Raw genomic sequence first — 15,782 nt, forward strand, 5'->3', positions numbered from 1 at the left:
ATGACCAGCAGTTGCCCTGAATGACTGCGAACGCTACTCTGGTCCCTTTCAGAACGGGACCAGAGGAGTCGTTCATGCAAGACGTCGTAATTGTTGCCGCCACCCGTACCGCCATAGGTAGCTTCGGTGGCCAATTTGCCAATGTTCCGGCTCACGAACTGGGCGCTACCGTCATCCGGGCGCTACTGGAGCAATCCGGAATTGACCCGGCAAGCGTGGACGAAGTGATCCTCGGTCAGGTGCTGACAGCCGGCTGCGGCCAGAACCCTTCCAGGCAGGCAGCCATCCTTGCCGGCCTGCCCCACGCCGTACCGGCAATGAATCTGAACAAGGTATGCGGATCCGGGCTCAAGGCGCTGCATCTGGGCGCGCAGGCCATTCGCTGCGGTGACGCCGAGGTGATTATTGCCGGCGGCCAGGAATCCATGAGCCTGTCACCCCACATACTGCCCAATTCCCGCACCGGCCAACGCATGGGTCACGGCAAGCTGATTGATACCATGATCAACGACGGTCTGTGGGATGCCTTCAACAACTATCACATGGGCATTACCGCCGAGAATCTGGTCGATAAATATCAGATCAGCAGAGAGGATCAGGACGCTTTCGCTGCGGCCTCCCAGCAAAAAGCGGTCGCCGCTCAACAGTCCGGTCGTTTCGACAGGGAAATTACGCCTGTCAGCGTACCGCAGCGCAAGGGCGAGCCCCTGCAGATCATCAAGGACGAGCAACCGCGCCCCGGCACCACCGCTGAATCACTTGGCTCACTACGCCCTGCCTTCAAGCCCGACGGCTCGGTTACCGCCGGCAATGCGTCCGGTCTCAACGACGGTGCTGCCGCTGTACTGATGATGAGCGCTGCTAAGGCCGAAGCGCTGGGGCTTCCGGTGCTGGCGAGGATAGCGGCGTATGCCAATGCTGGCGTTGACCCAGCGATCATGGGTATCGCGCCGGTCTCGGCTACCCAGCGCTGTCTGAGCAAGGCCGGCTGGACGATTGAGGACCTTGATCTGATCGAAGCCAACGAAGCCTTCGCAGCCCAGGCGCTGGCGGTCAGCCGTGAACTGCAATGGGACATGGACAAGGTAAACGTCAACGGCGGCGCTATCGCGCTGGGCCACCCTATCGGGGCATCCGGGTGCCGGGTACTGGTAACGCTGTTACACGAAATGCTGACCCGGGACGCCAAGAAAGGCCTCGCGACACTCTGTATCGGTGGCGGTCAGGGCGTAGCACTGGCCCTTGAGCGGGACTGAAATACAATGACGTGAAGATGGTGCGCCAGCGCAATGCTGGCGCATCCACCTTGCCCTCCGCGTCAGTGCCGCTTGAAGCGCGGGGGAAACCACCAGAACGTTGCCACCACCAGCAGCCCGAACAGCGTGTACAGGGTCACGAACATCCACTCCGGCGCGTTGTAATACAGAACGCTCTGCAGCCAGTGCTCGATAAATCCGCCTTGATAACCCCCAGTGCCTGCTTGTTGGCGCAACCAGGATTCAAGGAGGGTCAGCGGGCAGACGACGCCCAGCCAGGCCTCAGCAACCACCACCCCGATAGTGCTTACATGGGCCAACCGAAACCACAGATTGTTGACCCAGGCCCAGTGGCGCAGGTTACCGAGAATAATAACCACCAGACCCAGGACGACGAAGGCGACCAGCATGACATGCGTGATCAGCACCATGTCGGCCAGGGTCTGATACAGGTTCCAGCCATCCATCGCGCCTCCCGGCTACATGTCCAGTGAGGGTTCCGGCAATACCGGCTCGTCATCCGAACTGGCGAGATAGACTTCCCAGATGTCATGCGTACGGCGCCGGGTGTGGTCGAGCAGGCAGGTCCCGAGCATTGCTCCGCGCACCGTGCCCTCATGCCAGAGATCATAGACCGCCAGGCAGTGGCTGTCGCGATACCGTACCCAGGCCCCCTGGGCAGCTTCCATGGTGACCACCGCATCGGCCCGCTTGGCATGTAGGGTACGGCTCGCCTCCAGATAGCGGTTGAGTTCGCCCTCGGCCTTTTCGACCTCCGCATGGATACACTTGTTCAAGGCGGCGGTGTCTTCGGCATCCTCGCAAAGTTCCTCCGCCAGGGCGAAACCCGGCAGGAGCAGGAAAAAACCTGCCAGCCATTGTTTGTTCATCGAGGCTCCTCAGAATTTATTATGGTCTGGCACCCTCCTGCCACCGGGTGCCGGCAACAGAACGAGGACAACAGACACTCAGGCGGGTATTACACCGTACCCGGTCCGCAGGAGCAACGCGGACTGGCGGGTTGCTTGTCTAAGCCAGCACAGTTTCACACCGATCAGGACGATTCCGTCTCTTCCTTGGGGTTCATCTGCCAGGGCCACTTGCCGGTCAATTCGACTTCGAGCGTGAAACTCAGGAACGCGCGCACCAGCACGATGACAATCAAGACCCCGACATTCTCGAATGACAGGTCCACTGCGACAGTCAACATGATGTCCGCAGCGATCAGAAACTCGAGCCCCAGCAATATCCCCCGACCGAGCCGCTGCCGTACCTCGCGGAAAATGGTCTCGGTTTCATGTCGGTGATAGACCATATGCACCATGGCTATGATCACCGAATAAAAGGCGGCGCCTGCGATGATCGCAATCCCGATCCCCCCTACAGCAATCGCAGTGAAGTCAGCGACGGGTCTGAGCACTTCCATTGAACGGTTCTCCAGTAAAAGGACGGGACGCTAGACCAACAGTCGGTTCCAGCTGCCATAGCGACAAAACACCGGGCCCCGGCGCCAACTCAGCAGAATAACCGCGGCGCCACAGGCAACACTCGCCAGCAGCGAAGGCAGCGGCGCGTCATACAAGAAAGGGGTAATGAATAGCCCGGCACCCAGCGGTATCAGCAGATAGCGCACTGGGCGCGCCGACTCGGCTATGGCGATCCCCGCTACAGTGATGATCAGCGCGCCGAGCACGTGGTCCCAATCAGCCAGCCCCCCGGCATTGCCCAAGGTAATGCGAGTCAGCATCAACATCAGGCCGATCACCAGACACAGCGCCAGGTTCCACGGCAGGCTGACACCGGTGCCGGCAATCTCTTTCAGAACAGCGCCGGGGCGGCGAGCAAAGTTGTCTACCAGCGGTTCGTCCGGGCCATCGTCCGTATCCCCGGTGAAGAAAATCTTCAGCAGCGGGGCACCAGCCTGCTGGCGACGCCGGAGGAACTGCCCTGTCGCCACCAACTCGTTGAAGGCATAGGCGATCTGCAGCAGCATGGCCGCGGCACCTGCCAGACACAGCGTGCACCAGGTGCCAATCATGATCGGCTGGATAATGACGAAGGTAATCGACACCACACCCAGCGGCACGATCAACAGGCCGAAGCTGGCGACAACCCAGGGCATGGTGCGCCAGCGTTGCGTCGACCCCACCAGCCCAAGGAGAATCTCCAGCGCATAAACGATACCGCCCAGCCCGGCATCGGGCACCGGCCAGGCTTCGGAAACCTCCGAGGTAATGATTTCCTCCGTACCGTTCAGCTGAGTTCCGGTGCCAGTAAAAATAGGCTCCCAGACCGTGTCGATATGCCCGAGTTGATAGGCCGCCAGGTAGCGGGACATGAGCAAGCCAAACAGCGCCAGCCCAATAACCGGCAGGCGCTGGAACCAGCTTGAGGGATTGTTATCCCAACCGGGCGGAGTGGTCGGCCCGCTGATGGCGGCAACCGGGGACACCCCTGGCATGGGACGCGCACTGGCGGCCAGAGCGATTACCAGAATGCCCACCAGACTACTGTTGAGATAAGCCGCTGCGCTGTCAGTCCAGAACAGCAGCGGTGCCAGCAGCAACCATACCCCCGTACCGGCGCAGACAAATCGCGCCCAGCTGCGCCGCAGCGACAGCGACATCCCGCCGAATACCAGCAACACCAGCCCAACGCCAATATCGCTGTAGCCCAGCGCGCTACCGAAGTAACCCAGGGTTGCAGGCGAACTGATCAGCCATGCCCCGAACCCCATATTGACGAAGTGCGTCCAGAGGAACTGATAGTGCTGACGCTGCTGCTGATCCTGGTAGCCTCTCAGCACCTGATCTGGATCGCGGCCTTTTTCAGCCGCCTCCACCAGCCAGTCCGGTGGTGTGAGCCCGTTGGATTGATACCAGCCTAAAGGGTCTTTCCTCAGGCCGCCCACCAGATCCTCAAGGCCGTCGTAGAGATTGTGCCTGGGTTCCCAGCCCAGCAGCTGTCGGGCAAGTCGGGTATCCAGCTGGTAATGGTCTGATGACATGTCGATCATGAAGGGCCGGATGAAGGGTTTCTCGCCCTTGTCGAAATCATCCGGCACCAGCGGTTCGGCCTGTTCCTGTGCCCACGCCCCTATCTTGGCCACAGGCTTGGGCAAGGTCAGCGTCTGCCATTTTTCTGCGCCGTGAATCAGCTCGCCCAGGCGACTCTGCAAGGTTTCGTAGCTATCACTGCGTTCTTCGCCGATCAGTATCACGTTCTCCGGCGGCAACTCGTTGCGCCGATCAATAGTGCGGCGGAAAGCATCAATCATATCCTCCTGGTGAACGAAGGCCTGACCGGCCTGAGGATCACCGGAGTACAGATGGCTCTGGAAGGTTTCTTCGTAAATGCGCGCGATCTGGTGCGCCAGGGTCGGCACACAATTCGTCTCGTTGTATAACCCGGCCAGGCGCAGCAAGGTATACGGCATATCACCGGCCTGCTCGCGAATCACTGCTTCAGTCTCCGCCTTCGACTGCGGATACGCCCAGCCAGGCCCATCGGGAGATTGCTCGCTGATCTTTTCCCCCGGTGCGCCCGGCGCGTAGACCAGCATAGTGCTGGAATAGACGAACCGCTCGACCCGATAATCCCGCAGCGCAGCCAGCAGGTTGCGAGTGCCCTCAACATTCACTTTGCGGTACAGCGGCGAGTCATCCCCGGTAAAATCGAAATAGGCCGCCAGGTGGACCACCGCGGCAATGTCGCTCCCCTGCTCTGCCGCCATGTTGCGCAGCGCCTGCTTTACCGAGTCGATGGAGGTGAGGTCGAATTCATAACTGAAGTCTGCCGTTTCGGAAACACGGCGATCCAGCGAGACGATACGATAGCGGCGCTTCAGCGCCCGGACCAGCGCGGTACCAATGTTGCCGGAACCACCGGTGATGACGACAAGGGGCTTGCGCCCAGGTGCCTGGATCTCCGTCATGCTGTCGAAATCCTTCCAGAGAAGAAATTTCAGCCTGCGCTCCGACGGTTACGCCGCAGGACAGACAACCCTATCCTCGTGACTCGCACGCCAGAATAAAGTTGCACCCTGTTGACTGATCGCAGCTTATCGATCCCGGGTAAGCACCAGCCCTACCGCCGCAATACGCTCGACCTCCGCATACGCCGGCTTGAGCAGCTCTTCGCCGAACACATCGGGATCAATCTCCTGGTAGCGCCAGCTGCATGGCTGCGTCGTCAGCCGCTGGTGCAGACCCTCACGAAAAACGTCGCGCCCCGCCACTATCGCAACGCCGGTATACAGCACCAGGCTTCCGCCGGGGGCCAGGCGCTCCAGCGCTGCGCTGACGATACGTTCAGACAGGCCCGCGCCCAGCGTACCGCCGCCGTGCCGGTAGGCTCGCTCCTGCGAATCCATCATGTACGGCGGGTTGGCGACAATCAGATCGAAGTCACCCTCGACATCATTCAGCAGATTGCTCTGCGCTGTGCGGATGTTGCTCAGCCCCGCCAGTTCAGTGTTGATGGCTGCCATACGCAAGGCCTGGGGGTTGATATCGACCGCCAGCACATCCGCATCCGGGCACGCCCCGGCAACCAGCATCGCTCCCGCGCCCGAGCCACAGCCAATATCCACCGCGCGGCGTACCGAGCCGGCGTTGTCCGCCAGGTACGACTGGATAAGCCGGGCGAAACGGTAGGTGTCCGGGCCGAAAAATACCGCATCCGCCGAGTCGGTTGGGTAGGCCGAATGCGCGCAAAGCCAATTGCCCAGACTGGACCAGCGTATCCTGCTTCGCCACACCTCCCCTTTGTGGCCCAATACGCCGGCCTGCTGCATCAATTCAAACTCGTCTGTACTGACCTGATCCTGCCTGAACGGTCTACTCCAGCCAAAAACATCTCTCAGATCACGGACCGGGCGGTCTGTCATCCGTCGCAGATAATGTTGATGGGTGTCGGGCGTCACGGCGACGAACCGGTAATCCACTGATTGCAGATAACGTCCGAGCGCCAGCATGCCTTGCGTTGTATCCGGCGTCTCAGCAGGCGGGGCGTGATCAACCGGTGTGGCAGGTGACAGTTGCAAAGTCATTGATGAATCCTTGATGGTCAGCCCAGGGCGACGGTGAAAAGCCGAGTGGCCAGCAGCCCCGCTGCGGTATGGTGCGACGCCGGTGCCATCAGCTCTATCAGACGCCGCATGCGCGCTTCGGTCGGCAGATCGCGCAATGAGCGCTGCAGTCCGACCAGTTCCTGATCAACATCCCCGTCCTTGTGGACCTGAACTGAGGGCTGCTCGTCGCTCACGGCACGCCGTCGCGCGCGCGGCCGGAATGCCTTGTTCCGGCCTCCTGCGGCTGCAGACGAACCGGCGTCGCCAAACCAGTCGCCGGCAATCCAGTCACGCAGCAACTGTTTTTCAAAGCAGCTGAATACCCCGAACATTTGCGCATCCGGACCATCGACCAGTTGCCAGAACCGACTGTGGGCAGGATCCTCGTGGCGTTTGATCCAGCCACGTTCTTCCAGCGCTGCCAGAAAGCCGGGAATCTCCCCGGGACGCGACAGCCATTCATTCACGGTACGTCCGCCGATCCGGCAAAAGTCAGAGTGCATTTGCTGGCCAAAGGCGCGTTTACGCTCGAACATATCGATCAGCTCGGATTCCAGATCGAAGGCTTCAATCACGTCCACGGTACCGAGCCCGAGATCATTCAGGCGGTAACCGTCAGCTACCCGCTTGAGGAACGCCTGTCTGTCGCCAACCGCCGGCATGGTATCGAGTACCGCCTGTACAGCCTTGCGCGCATGCCCGGTCGCTGCGTTATCAATGGTCACGTGCAAGGTGAAGTAATAGGGATCGATATCCAGCTCGTTCAATTCAAAGGCGCTGATCAGCAGATGCAAAGGCAACTGTTCATAGCCCAGGTTGTAGCCGATCAATTCCGGCAGGAACGCGTCGGCGTGATAGCCCAGCGCAAGCTGCAACGCGCCTTGCAGATAATGGTCATCACTGAATTCGGGCAGCGTCTCGCAACCCTGCTCAGCGAGTAGACGTTGATAAAGCACTACGTGATTCTGTGCTGGAACGCCATCGCCGAGCTCTTCCAGATAGGTGCGGATCAGACCGTAGAAGCGATTATCGTTCCACTTGTCCAGAACGCCATAAAGCCAGGCACCGTCGACCAGCTTGGTCGGCGCGACACCCTGCAAGAATGCCAGTGCGTGCGATTTACAGCTGAAATACCGTCTCGGCTGGCCAGCCTTGCGGCTTTCAAGATAGGCCGCGTACCGATCACCGGTGGTCAGTACCTGTTGTTCCATCCACTCGACCATCGCTTCGGGCTGCGAGGGCAACTCACAGGGCAATCGGGCGGCCTTCTGCAACTGGTCTTCAAGGTACTGCCGCGACACGCTCAGGCTGTCAGCAGACAAGGGCTCATCCAGCAAGGCCTGGTAAACCAGCCTTGCGCGGTCGCTACCGACCGTCTCGGTACGGCTCGACGGGGTGATTCTTTGAAGCGTATCGGGCGTCAACATCTGCACTCCTGACTCAGGCAATGCCTGCAGCAGTGTCCGCTGGAGGCTGTCATGTCTATATAAGAGCTTGGCCGGCGATGAAAATTCCATCGCACCTGCAACGCTGCGCTGAGCGGTTAGCCAATCTTCTCCGGGCCCTGTACATCCTTGAGCGTCGGCCTGGCGGGCGCCTCGGCTTGGCCAATGACATCGAAGCTACCATCGGTTTCCAGAATCACCGCGCCGACCTTGGCCAGGTCTGCATAGCCGCTGGCACGCGCGACGGCCAGAATTTCGTTCTCGGTCACCCTTTCCTTGCGTAATGCGTCGTCCAGCATGCGTCCGTTGTGATACAGCAATCTCGGCTCGGATTTGACGAAACGCCGAACCGCCGCGGAGCGGACTGACAACGCGGTAATGATGTACTGAGCAAAAATCAACAGGCCGAAGGCAAGGATACCCTCCAGTAGCGGCACGTCCTTGGACAGCAACACCGTCGCCAGCGTTGAGCCCAGCGCCACGGTTACGACCAGATCGAAGGCGTTGAGTTTGGACAGCGTGCGTTTGCCGGATATACGTAGCAGAACCACCAGCGCGATATAGGCCAGTGCGCCGACAACCAGGACCCGACCCATGCCTCCCCAGCTTTCAAAAAACATCAGACCTCCTCACTTTTCAGGCAGACGCACCGAGATGTGTTCGAAATCCGGGCGCTGTGGCAATTCGTTACAGATACGCCGTCCGCCTTGAAGAGGCGTCTCCTGTATTCGGACCGGAGCCGTACAGACGGGTTCCTCCGATGCCTGCTTGAGTCAGGACAGAGAGAATCTGTGCAACACCGAATATACCGACCCTTCCGCTGCCTGTGTGCTGGAAAACAGGCCCAAGGCGTTGAACATGAACCACTCGGACGTCAGTCCAGCGTTGCTCTGGGCGAATCGGACTGCTGACTGATCGCCACCACGGATTCGGGCAAGCGTGATATGCGGCTTGAACCCGGCGTGTCGATCCTGCGGCAAGGCCAGCGGCGCCAACCGCTTATCGATTTCTTCACGAAGCTGAGCCAGGGGTTGTTCGGGCGACACGCCCGCCCACAGTGCAAAGGGCCGATGCGGGCCGCCAAAACATCCGGCTCCTTGCAGCCGTACGGTTACCGGCGCGGCACCCAGGGTGGACAGCGAGTCGATGATCTGCGGAACGACAGCATCACTCACCTCGCCAAGAAAGCGCATGGTCAGGTGAAGTTGGTCAGCACGCTGCCAGCGCGCAGCCGGCAATGACTCGTGGATGCCCAACAGCTGCTGCTTGACCGACGTCGGCAGTTCAAAGCCGAGAAACAAGCGGGACATGGCGAGGCTCTCCCGATCCTGACGCAGCCGTTTTTACGCGCCGCAGGCATCGCAGATGGAGAGGATGTCGATGCGGTAGTCGATGCTGCCACTGCGCGCCAGCTCGGCTTTTTGATCATCGTCGAGAGTAAGGTCGCTGGCTGCAGCCTGCTCGGCGCTGAGGTTGAAGGAGCGACCTTGTTCGATTGCCTCGATTTGATCATCGGTCAAGCCAACGATGTCGAGCTTTACCCGGACCTCCTCCTCACACTCGTGATTGGTCTGATCGGCGCAATTGAGATGGTAGACCGGCATGTCGCTCTCCTCGTTGAGATGAAATATACCTATGAAAGTCTGGCATGTGTTCCGAGCTGCAGTTCCGCCTTTCAACACAAGATTCAACTGGCGCGTCGCCTTTCGGTTTGCGTCTCGGGCCAAGCGTTACTAACCTGTCTGCATACATGCGTCTCCCTACTGGAGGACCACTATGAGCACGATCATTGCCGCCAGGTTCGAGGATCAGGACCACGGAGAGAAAGTCGTCGCCGCTTTGCGGGATGCAGGATTCTCCCCGGAAGGCATCTCGTTGTTTTACGTCAATCCGCACGGTCAGCACGACATATACCCCATTGGCGGGGACGAAAATACCTCCCCGGGTGCACGCGAGTCGGGCAAGGGCGCCCTTGCCGGCGGCGGTGTCGGCGCCGTGGTTGGCGCCGCAGCCGGGCTGGCTGCCACCCCTGTTGCCGGCCCTCTGGGCGTCGCGATTGGTGCCGGTATCGGGGCCTATACCGGCTCACTGGCAGGTGCCATGGGCAAGACAGACCAGGACTCAGGTGTAGACGAAGCCGAATCCAGGGGCGAGCTGGACGAAAAGGAGGTCGAACAGCACAAAGCCATCGAGCGCCAGGCCGGCACCTATGTCGCGGTGCGTACAGGCGACACCGAGAGCCGCACCCAGCGAGCCGTGGAGTTATTCCGCGTGCATGGCGGCGTCGACATCGAGCATGCCGAAGGTGAATTACGCGACGGCCACTGGACCACATTCGACCCGCGCTCGGTGGTCAACCTGGTCTGACAGGCATTCCTGCGGCGAACCGCCGGCGGCTATAATGCGCCGCCATGAGACTCGACCGCTTCATCAGCAAACATACCCCGCACAGTCATCAGGCCTCGCGCCTGATGATTGCGCGCGGGCTGGTGCGGGTGAACGGTAAAGTGGAGCAGGATCCCCGCGCCGACATTGACCGGTTCATGGCGGTCACTCTGGGCGAGGTTTTATTACAGCAGCAGACTGCGCATTATCTGATGTTACATAAGCCAGCCGGTTATCTCAGCGCGACCAGCGACCCCGTACACCCGACAGTCATGGAGCTTGTGCCAGCGTCGCTGCGCCCGTTACTGCATATCGGCGGTCGCCTTGACCGTAGCAGCTCCGGCCTGCTGATTCTGACCAATGACGGCCTCTGGTCCCGGCGCCTGACCGAACCAGGCAAAAAAATCGCCAAGACGTATCGAGTAACCACAGCCAGACCGATCACACCGGAAACCCGGCACCGTTTCGTCGAAGGTATCTACTTTACGCCTGAACATATCACCACCTCCCCTGCCCAGCTTGAACAACTGGATGACTACTCGGCGCGCCTGACTATCTATGAAGGGCGCTACCACCAGGTGAAGCGCATGTTTCACGCCGTTGGCAATCATGTGACCGCTCTACATCGCGAAAGCATGGGCGAGATTCGTCTGGACGACACGCTGGAGCTGGCCGCCAGCCGGCCACTGACCAAGGCAGAGGTCGCCTCAGTTGATGGGTGAGGACGCGTTGGCCAGCGACCCCTGACTCAATAACCGCTGCGCCGCCTGTTTCGATCCGGCGACGTATGACAGGTCATGAACCCTGGGTACGCCGCAAGGCCTGGCACCAAACGAGCGCGCAGTCTCATCCAGTCCGGGGCTGAAATACAATTTGAGCTCACAATGCAGTCGACCTTCTGATTCGAGTCGTTGAAAGAGCGCCAGGTCCCTGACCTCTTCCTTCAAGCAGGCTGCACTCACGGCGTTCAGCACCAGCCCCAGCCGCTCGTCTGCCAGCAACGGATCCCCAACATTGAGCACATGCCAGACGCCATCGCGTGGTGACTTATCCTCTGTGCTGGAGCTCATCTGATCAGTGCAATAACGGCCACCACCACGGCAACCAGCGACACACCCGAGGAGAACATGACGAGTTTCTGCAGTTTGTCGACTTCCTGCTGTAGCCTTGCCGCCGCATCATCAATCCCCAGCACCGTTCGCTCGAAATTCTCGGCGAGGGTATGGATGGATTCCGCGTTCTTGGTCGCGGCTGTCTGCAGCTCCTCGATCTGCCTGGCGACTACCGGATCGGTCTTGCTGGCGTCCGGCTTGGAGGTAAAGGCCGGAATAGCAGTCGCCACAATCTGCGTGACATAAGGAAGCGTGGTTTTCAACAGCGGTAACCAGGCTGGCATGAGGAGCGCCTCTAATGAAGTGAAGATGCTCACAGCATACCTGAGGCGGCTCGCCCCAAGAAGCGGGCTACAGATTACCAGCCGCCAAACGCAAGAAGCCCCGGAGGTCCGGGGCTTCTTGCTTTGCTACGGGATAAAGCTGTTATCAGACGCCGCTGGTTTCAGCCGCTTCGACGTCCTTCATGGACAGCTTTATGCGACCACGGTTGTCGACATCGAGGACCAGGACTTTCACTTCCTGACCTTCCTGCAGCACGTCGGTCACTTTCTCGATACGCTGGTTGGCGATTTGCGAGATGTGTACCAGACCGTCCTTGCCGGGCAGGATGCTGACGAATGCGCCGAAATCGACGATACGCTCAACCTTGCCGGTGTATACCTTGCCGATTTCCGCTTCGGCAGTAATGCCATCAACACGTGCCTTGGCAGCGTTAGCGGCATCCTTGCTGGCAGCAAAGATTTTCACGGTGCCGTCATCGGTGATGTCGATGGAAGCACCGGTCTCTTCGCAGATGCTGCGAATGGTGGCGCCGCCCTTGCCGATCACGTCACGAATCTTGTCGGAATCGATCTTCATGCTGATCATGGTCGGCGCATTGGAGGACAGCTCCTTGCGCGACTCAGGCAGCACTTCGTTCATCTGGCGCAGAATCGTCAGACGCGCTTCGTGGGCCTGATGCAGAGCGGTTTCCATGATCTCTTCGGTAATACCGTTGATCTTGATATCCATCTGCAGGGCGGTAACACCCTTCTCGGTACCCGCTACCTTGAAATCCATGTCGCCGAGGTGATCTTCGTCGCCGAGGATGTCGGTCAGTACAGCAAACTTCTCGCCTTCCTTGACCAAACCCATCGCAATACCCGCGACCGGCGCCTTGAGCGGAACACCGGCATCCATCAGCGCCAGGGAGGCGCCACACACGGAAGCCATGGAGCTGGAGCCGTTGGATTCGGTGATCTCGGAGACAATCCGGATGCTATAGGGGAACTGGTCCATGTCAGGCATGACAGCCTGGATACCACGACGCGCCAGACGGCCGTGGCCGATTTCGCGGCGACCGGTGCCACCCATGCGACCTGCTTCACCTACCGAATAGGGAGGGAAGTTGTAGTGGAACATGAAGGGGTCTTTCTTCTCGCCTTCCAGCGTATCCAGCAGCTGCGCATCACGAGCAGTGCCCAGCGTGGTGACAACCAGCGCCTGGGTTTCGCCACGAGTGAACAATGCGGAACCATGGGTGCGGTTCAGGACGCCGACTTCGATATGCAGCGGACGAACAGTCTTGGTGTCACGGCCATCGATACGCGGGTTGCCGTTGACGATGCTCTGGCGCACGGTGCGGTATTCAATCTCGCCAAACGCATCCTTGACCTCGGCACTTGATGGCTTGCCTTCTTCTTCGCCGGACAGGGCTTCGATAGCCTGGTTGCGCAACTCGCCCAGACGGGTATAACGCGCCTGCTTGTCAGTGACGGTATAGCCTTCAGCGATGCCGGCACCAAACTGACCCTTGATAGCGTCAAGCAGCGCAGTGTTTTCCGGCGCAGCGGTCCAGTCCCAGCGTGGTTTGCCGGCTTCTGCTGCCAGCTCCTTGATAGCCTGAACGGCAGGCTGGAATTCCATGTGAGCGAAAAGCACCGCGCCCAGCATCTGGTCTTCGGTGAGCTCTTGCGCTTCGGATTCAACCATCAGGACGGCGTCTTCGGTACCCGCTACGATCATGTCCAGACGCGACGTCTTGAGCTGCTCGTAGGTTGGGTTGAGGACGTAACCATTGTTCTCGTCAAAGCCTACACGGGCGCCACCAATGGGGCCGTTGAAGGGGATGCCGGAGATAGCCAGTGCGGCAGACGTGCCGATCAGGGCAGCGATATCCGGATCGGTGGTCTTGTCAGTTGAAACAACAGTACACACGACCTGGACTTCATTCATGAAGCCGTCGGCGAACAGCGGACGAATCGGCCGATCAATCAGGCGCGAGGTCAGCGTCTCTTTTTCAGTAGGACGGCCTTCGCGCTTGAAGAAACCGCCGGGGATCTTGCCGGCGGCGTAGGTTTTTTCAATGTAATGCACAGACAGAGGGAAAAAGTCGCGGCCTGCGTCGGCTTTCTTCGCGCCGACCACGGTACACAGAACGCTGACGGCATCATCAATGCTGACCAGAACGGCACCGGTTGCCTGGCGGGCGATACGGCCCGTCTCCAGGGTAATGGTGTTATTACCTAATTTGAATTGCTTGATAACCGGTTTCACGGTGTCTTCTCTCTTTGTTTTTGCCTTGGGGGAAACTCTGGGCATGGCCGGGTTTCGGACCCGACCACGTCCAAAAGGGCATGGTCGCTTAGCGACGCAGACCCAGACTGCTGATCAAGCTGCTGTAACGCGGAATGTCTTTCGACTTCAGGTAATCCAGCAACTTACGACGCTGGTTTACCATCCGGATCAGACCGCGACGGGAATGGTGATCCTTCTTGTTGTCCTTGAAGTGACCCTGCAGCTTGTTGATGTTTGCGGTCAACAGAGCTACCTGGACTTCCGGAGAACCGGTGTCACCTTCGCCACGGGCATATTCAGTTACGATTGCAGCTTTCTCTTCGACGCTCAGTGCCATGACAGCTTTCCTCTGAGTGAACAGGCCAGGACGTTTCGTCCTGTGTTTTAAATCGAGGAATGACCGTGCCTGTTAACAGCCACCCTCGTTGTGATCCATATGGATCGACTTCATCAGAACGCATCCACCCGAAGGGTGCAACGCGCCTTTAACCATTGAATCGCATCAGTCTCCTGGGAGCGACACGTGCGTCATCGGTCATTTCACCGATGCCGATAAATTTGCCGGTCTGGTCGCGCAAGCGTACCTTGCCGAATGCCGGACTGCCGGGCACCCGTACCGCCTGCCCGTGATTAAGATAATAGGCCGTCTGCTCGGTAAGCTGCACTTCGGGCCAGTCTTCCAAGCCACTGTCACTGGGTAACAGCAAATGATCCAGCGCGAGGTGTCCGTCTTCGGCATGCAGCGCTTCGAGCGTTTCCAGGGTGACCGCCTTACTCAGATCGAAGGGGCCGGCCTGAATACGCCTGAGCTCGGAGACGTGCGCGCCGCAACCCAGTGCAGCGCCAATATCTTCAACCAGGGTGCGTATGTATGTGCCTTTGGTGCAGTGCACTTCCAGACGCAACCGATCGCCTTCCAGGCCCAGCACAGTCAAGCGTTGTATGGTAACAGATCGCGCTTTGCGCTCCACTGTTTCACCCGCACGGGCAAGCTTGTAGAGCGGCTGGCCTTCATGCTTGAGCGCAGAATACATCGGCGGTATCTGTTCGATATCGCCGGTGAACCGGGGCAACACCGCTTCCACGTCGGCCAGGCTCACCTGAACCGGCTTCATCTCCAGTACATCGCCTTCAGCGTCCCCGGTAGTGGTGGTCATACCCAGGCGCGCTTCGGTGACATACCCCTTGTCGGCATCCAGCAAGTACTGCGAGAACTTGGTCGCCTCGCCCAGACACAACGGCAACACGCCGCTGGCCAGCGGATCCAGGCTGCCGGTGTGCCCACCCTTGCTCGCATTGAACAACCAGCGCACTTTTTGCAAAGCGGCATTGGAGGTCATTCCGAGAGGCTTGTCGAATATCAGTACGCCGTCGATATCCCGGCGTTTGCTACGCGGTGCTGACACCCGTTACTCCTCGTTATCTCGGGGGTGCTGGCGATCTTCCTCTACCGCACGTTCAATCAAGGAAGACAGATGCACACCGCGACGAACGCTCTCGTCGTAATGGAAGTGCAGTTGCGGAACACTCCGCAACTTCATTGATCGTCCCAGCTGAACCCTGAGAAACCCTGCCGCGTCTTTGAGTGCAGACAGGTTTTGCGCGATGTCTTCTTCGGTCGCTTCGCCCATCAGTGTCAGATAGACCTTGGCGTGCGCCAGATCACGGCTGACCTCAACCGCAGTAAGAGTAACCATGCCGATGCGCGGGTCGCGTACGTCCCGATGAATCAGCTGGGCCAGTTCACGCTGCATCTGATCAGCAACGCGCTGGGTACGACTGTATTCTTTAGCCATAAAATTCACCTCTGGCTGCCAGGCTGTCGTTCTCTCGTCAGCGACGAGCAACCTGCCTGGCTACCTCAATCTGCGTTACGCCAGGAGTCGGCATAACCCTCAAACAACAAACGGCAAGCCCAGCCCCCGGCGTCTCATTGGACTGCCAAAAGGCCCTG

At 59.4% G+C, this 15,782-nt stretch carries 18 protein-coding genes; 3 read left to right on the forward strand and 15 right to left on the reverse strand.

Annotated elements, in window-relative coordinates:
- The first annotated feature begins 74 nt into the window (after positions 1 to 74).
- Positions 75 to 1,256 carry an acetyl-CoA C-acetyltransferase gene (locus FZE95_RS13650; RefSeq protein WP_150301421.1) on the forward strand — a complete coding sequence of 394 codons (1,182 nt, stop codon included), beginning with the start codon at positions 75 to 77 and terminating at the stop codon, positions 1,254 to 1,256.
- A gap of 62 nt (positions 1,257 to 1,318) precedes the next feature.
- Here FZE95_RS13650 and FZE95_RS13655 read toward each other — a convergent pair whose 3' ends face one another.
- The 9 genes from FZE95_RS13655 to FZE95_RS13695 form a co-directional block, all read right to left on the reverse strand.
- The gene (locus tag FZE95_RS13655; RefSeq protein ID WP_150301422.1) at positions 1,319 to 1,723 is read right to left on the reverse strand and encodes a DUF2784 domain-containing protein; all 405 of its coding nucleotides are present in this window, start codon (positions 1,721 to 1,723) and stop codon (positions 1,319 to 1,321) included.
- Between the two features lie 12 nt (positions 1,724 to 1,735).
- Positions 1,736 to 2,146 (reverse strand): lysozyme inhibitor LprI family protein, encoded by a 411-nt coding sequence (locus FZE95_RS13660; RefSeq protein WP_150301423.1) that lies wholly within the window; start codon positions 2,144 to 2,146, stop codon positions 1,736 to 1,738.
- A 164-nt stretch (positions 2,147 to 2,310) separates the two neighbouring features.
- Positions 2,311 to 2,682, reverse strand: a complete 372-nt coding sequence (locus tag FZE95_RS13665) for a DUF1622 domain-containing protein (RefSeq protein WP_150301424.1) — start codon at positions 2,680 to 2,682, stop codon at positions 2,311 to 2,313.
- 30 nt (positions 2,683 to 2,712) lie between these two features.
- Positions 2,713 to 5,190, reverse strand: a complete 2,478-nt coding sequence (locus FZE95_RS13670; RefSeq protein ID WP_150301425.1) for an NAD-dependent epimerase/dehydratase family protein — start codon at positions 5,188 to 5,190, stop codon at positions 2,713 to 2,715.
- A gap of 126 nt (positions 5,191 to 5,316) precedes the next feature.
- Entirely contained in the window at positions 5,317 to 6,231 is a 915-nt protein-coding gene (locus FZE95_RS13675) for a methyltransferase (protein ID WP_223825074.1), read from the reverse strand.
- Between the two features lie 92 nt (positions 6,232 to 6,323).
- The gene (locus tag FZE95_RS13680) at positions 6,324 to 7,754 is read right to left on the reverse strand and encodes an iron-containing redox enzyme family protein (RefSeq protein WP_150301427.1); all 1,431 of its coding nucleotides are present in this window, start codon (positions 7,752 to 7,754) and stop codon (positions 6,324 to 6,326) included.
- Positions 7,755 to 7,870: 116 nt separating this feature from the next.
- The gene (locus tag FZE95_RS13685; RefSeq protein ID WP_150301428.1) at positions 7,871 to 8,392 is read right to left on the reverse strand and encodes a DUF421 domain-containing protein; all 522 of its coding nucleotides are present in this window, start codon (positions 8,390 to 8,392) and stop codon (positions 7,871 to 7,873) included.
- Between the two features lie 153 nt (positions 8,393 to 8,545).
- A complete protein-coding gene (gene thpR / locus FZE95_RS13690; protein WP_150301429.1) occupies positions 8,546 to 9,082 on the reverse strand; it encodes an RNA 2',3'-cyclic phosphodiesterase in 537 nt (178 codons plus the stop codon).
- A gap of 33 nt (positions 9,083 to 9,115) precedes the next feature.
- Positions 9,116 to 9,376 carry a hypothetical protein gene (locus tag FZE95_RS13695; protein ID WP_150301430.1) on the reverse strand — a complete coding sequence of 87 codons (261 nt, stop codon included), beginning with the start codon at positions 9,374 to 9,376 and terminating at the stop codon, positions 9,116 to 9,118.
- Between the two features lie 172 nt (positions 9,377 to 9,548).
- Here FZE95_RS13695 and FZE95_RS13700 point away from each other — a divergent pair, with 172 nt between their 5' ends.
- Complete coding sequence (locus FZE95_RS13700) at positions 9,549 to 10,139, forward strand: hypothetical protein (RefSeq protein ID WP_150301431.1); 591 nt, start codon at positions 9,549 to 9,551, stop codon at positions 10,137 to 10,139.
- A 44-nt stretch (positions 10,140 to 10,183) separates the two neighbouring features.
- Positions 10,184 to 10,879: a pseudouridine synthase gene (locus tag FZE95_RS13705; protein WP_150301432.1), complete on the forward strand. Its 696-nt coding sequence runs from the start codon at positions 10,184 to 10,186 to the stop codon at positions 10,877 to 10,879.
- Here FZE95_RS13705 and FZE95_RS13710 read toward each other — a convergent pair.
- From FZE95_RS13710 to rbfA, 6 genes are all read right to left on the reverse strand, one after another.
- Positions 10,865 to 11,227 carry a hypothetical protein gene (locus tag FZE95_RS13710; protein ID WP_150301433.1) on the reverse strand — a complete coding sequence of 121 codons (363 nt, stop codon included), beginning with the start codon at positions 11,225 to 11,227 and terminating at the stop codon, positions 10,865 to 10,867. The two genes, FZE95_RS13705 and FZE95_RS13710, sit on opposite strands and share 15 nt — an antisense overlap.
- Entirely contained in the window at positions 11,224 to 11,553 is a 330-nt protein-coding gene (locus tag FZE95_RS13715; RefSeq protein ID WP_150301434.1) for a hypothetical protein, read from the reverse strand. Before FZE95_RS13715 ends, FZE95_RS13710 begins: the two co-directional genes overlap by 4 nt.
- Positions 11,554 to 11,698: 145 nt before the next feature.
- Entirely contained in the window at positions 11,699 to 13,807 is a 2,109-nt protein-coding gene (gene pnp, locus FZE95_RS13720) for a polyribonucleotide nucleotidyltransferase (RefSeq protein ID WP_150301435.1), read from the reverse strand.
- 88 nt (positions 13,808 to 13,895) lie between these two features.
- Positions 13,896 to 14,165: a 30S ribosomal protein S15 gene (gene rpsO / locus FZE95_RS13725; RefSeq protein ID WP_150301436.1), complete on the reverse strand. Its 270-nt coding sequence runs from the start codon at positions 14,163 to 14,165 to the stop codon at positions 13,896 to 13,898.
- 148 nt (positions 14,166 to 14,313) lie between these two features.
- Positions 14,314 to 15,234 (reverse strand): tRNA pseudouridine(55) synthase TruB, encoded by a 921-nt coding sequence (gene truB / locus FZE95_RS13730; protein ID WP_150301437.1) that lies wholly within the window; start codon positions 15,232 to 15,234, stop codon positions 14,314 to 14,316.
- A gap of 3 nt (positions 15,235 to 15,237) precedes the next feature.
- Complete coding sequence (gene rbfA / locus FZE95_RS13735; RefSeq protein WP_150301438.1) at positions 15,238 to 15,624, reverse strand: 30S ribosome-binding factor RbfA; 387 nt, start codon at positions 15,622 to 15,624, stop codon at positions 15,238 to 15,240.
- Between the last annotated feature and the right edge of the window lie 158 nt (positions 15,625 to 15,782).

The organism is Pseudomonas profundi (assembly GCF_008638305.1).
Taxonomy (GTDB): Bacteria; Pseudomonadota; Gammaproteobacteria; order Pseudomonadales; family Pseudomonadaceae; genus Halopseudomonas; species Halopseudomonas profundi.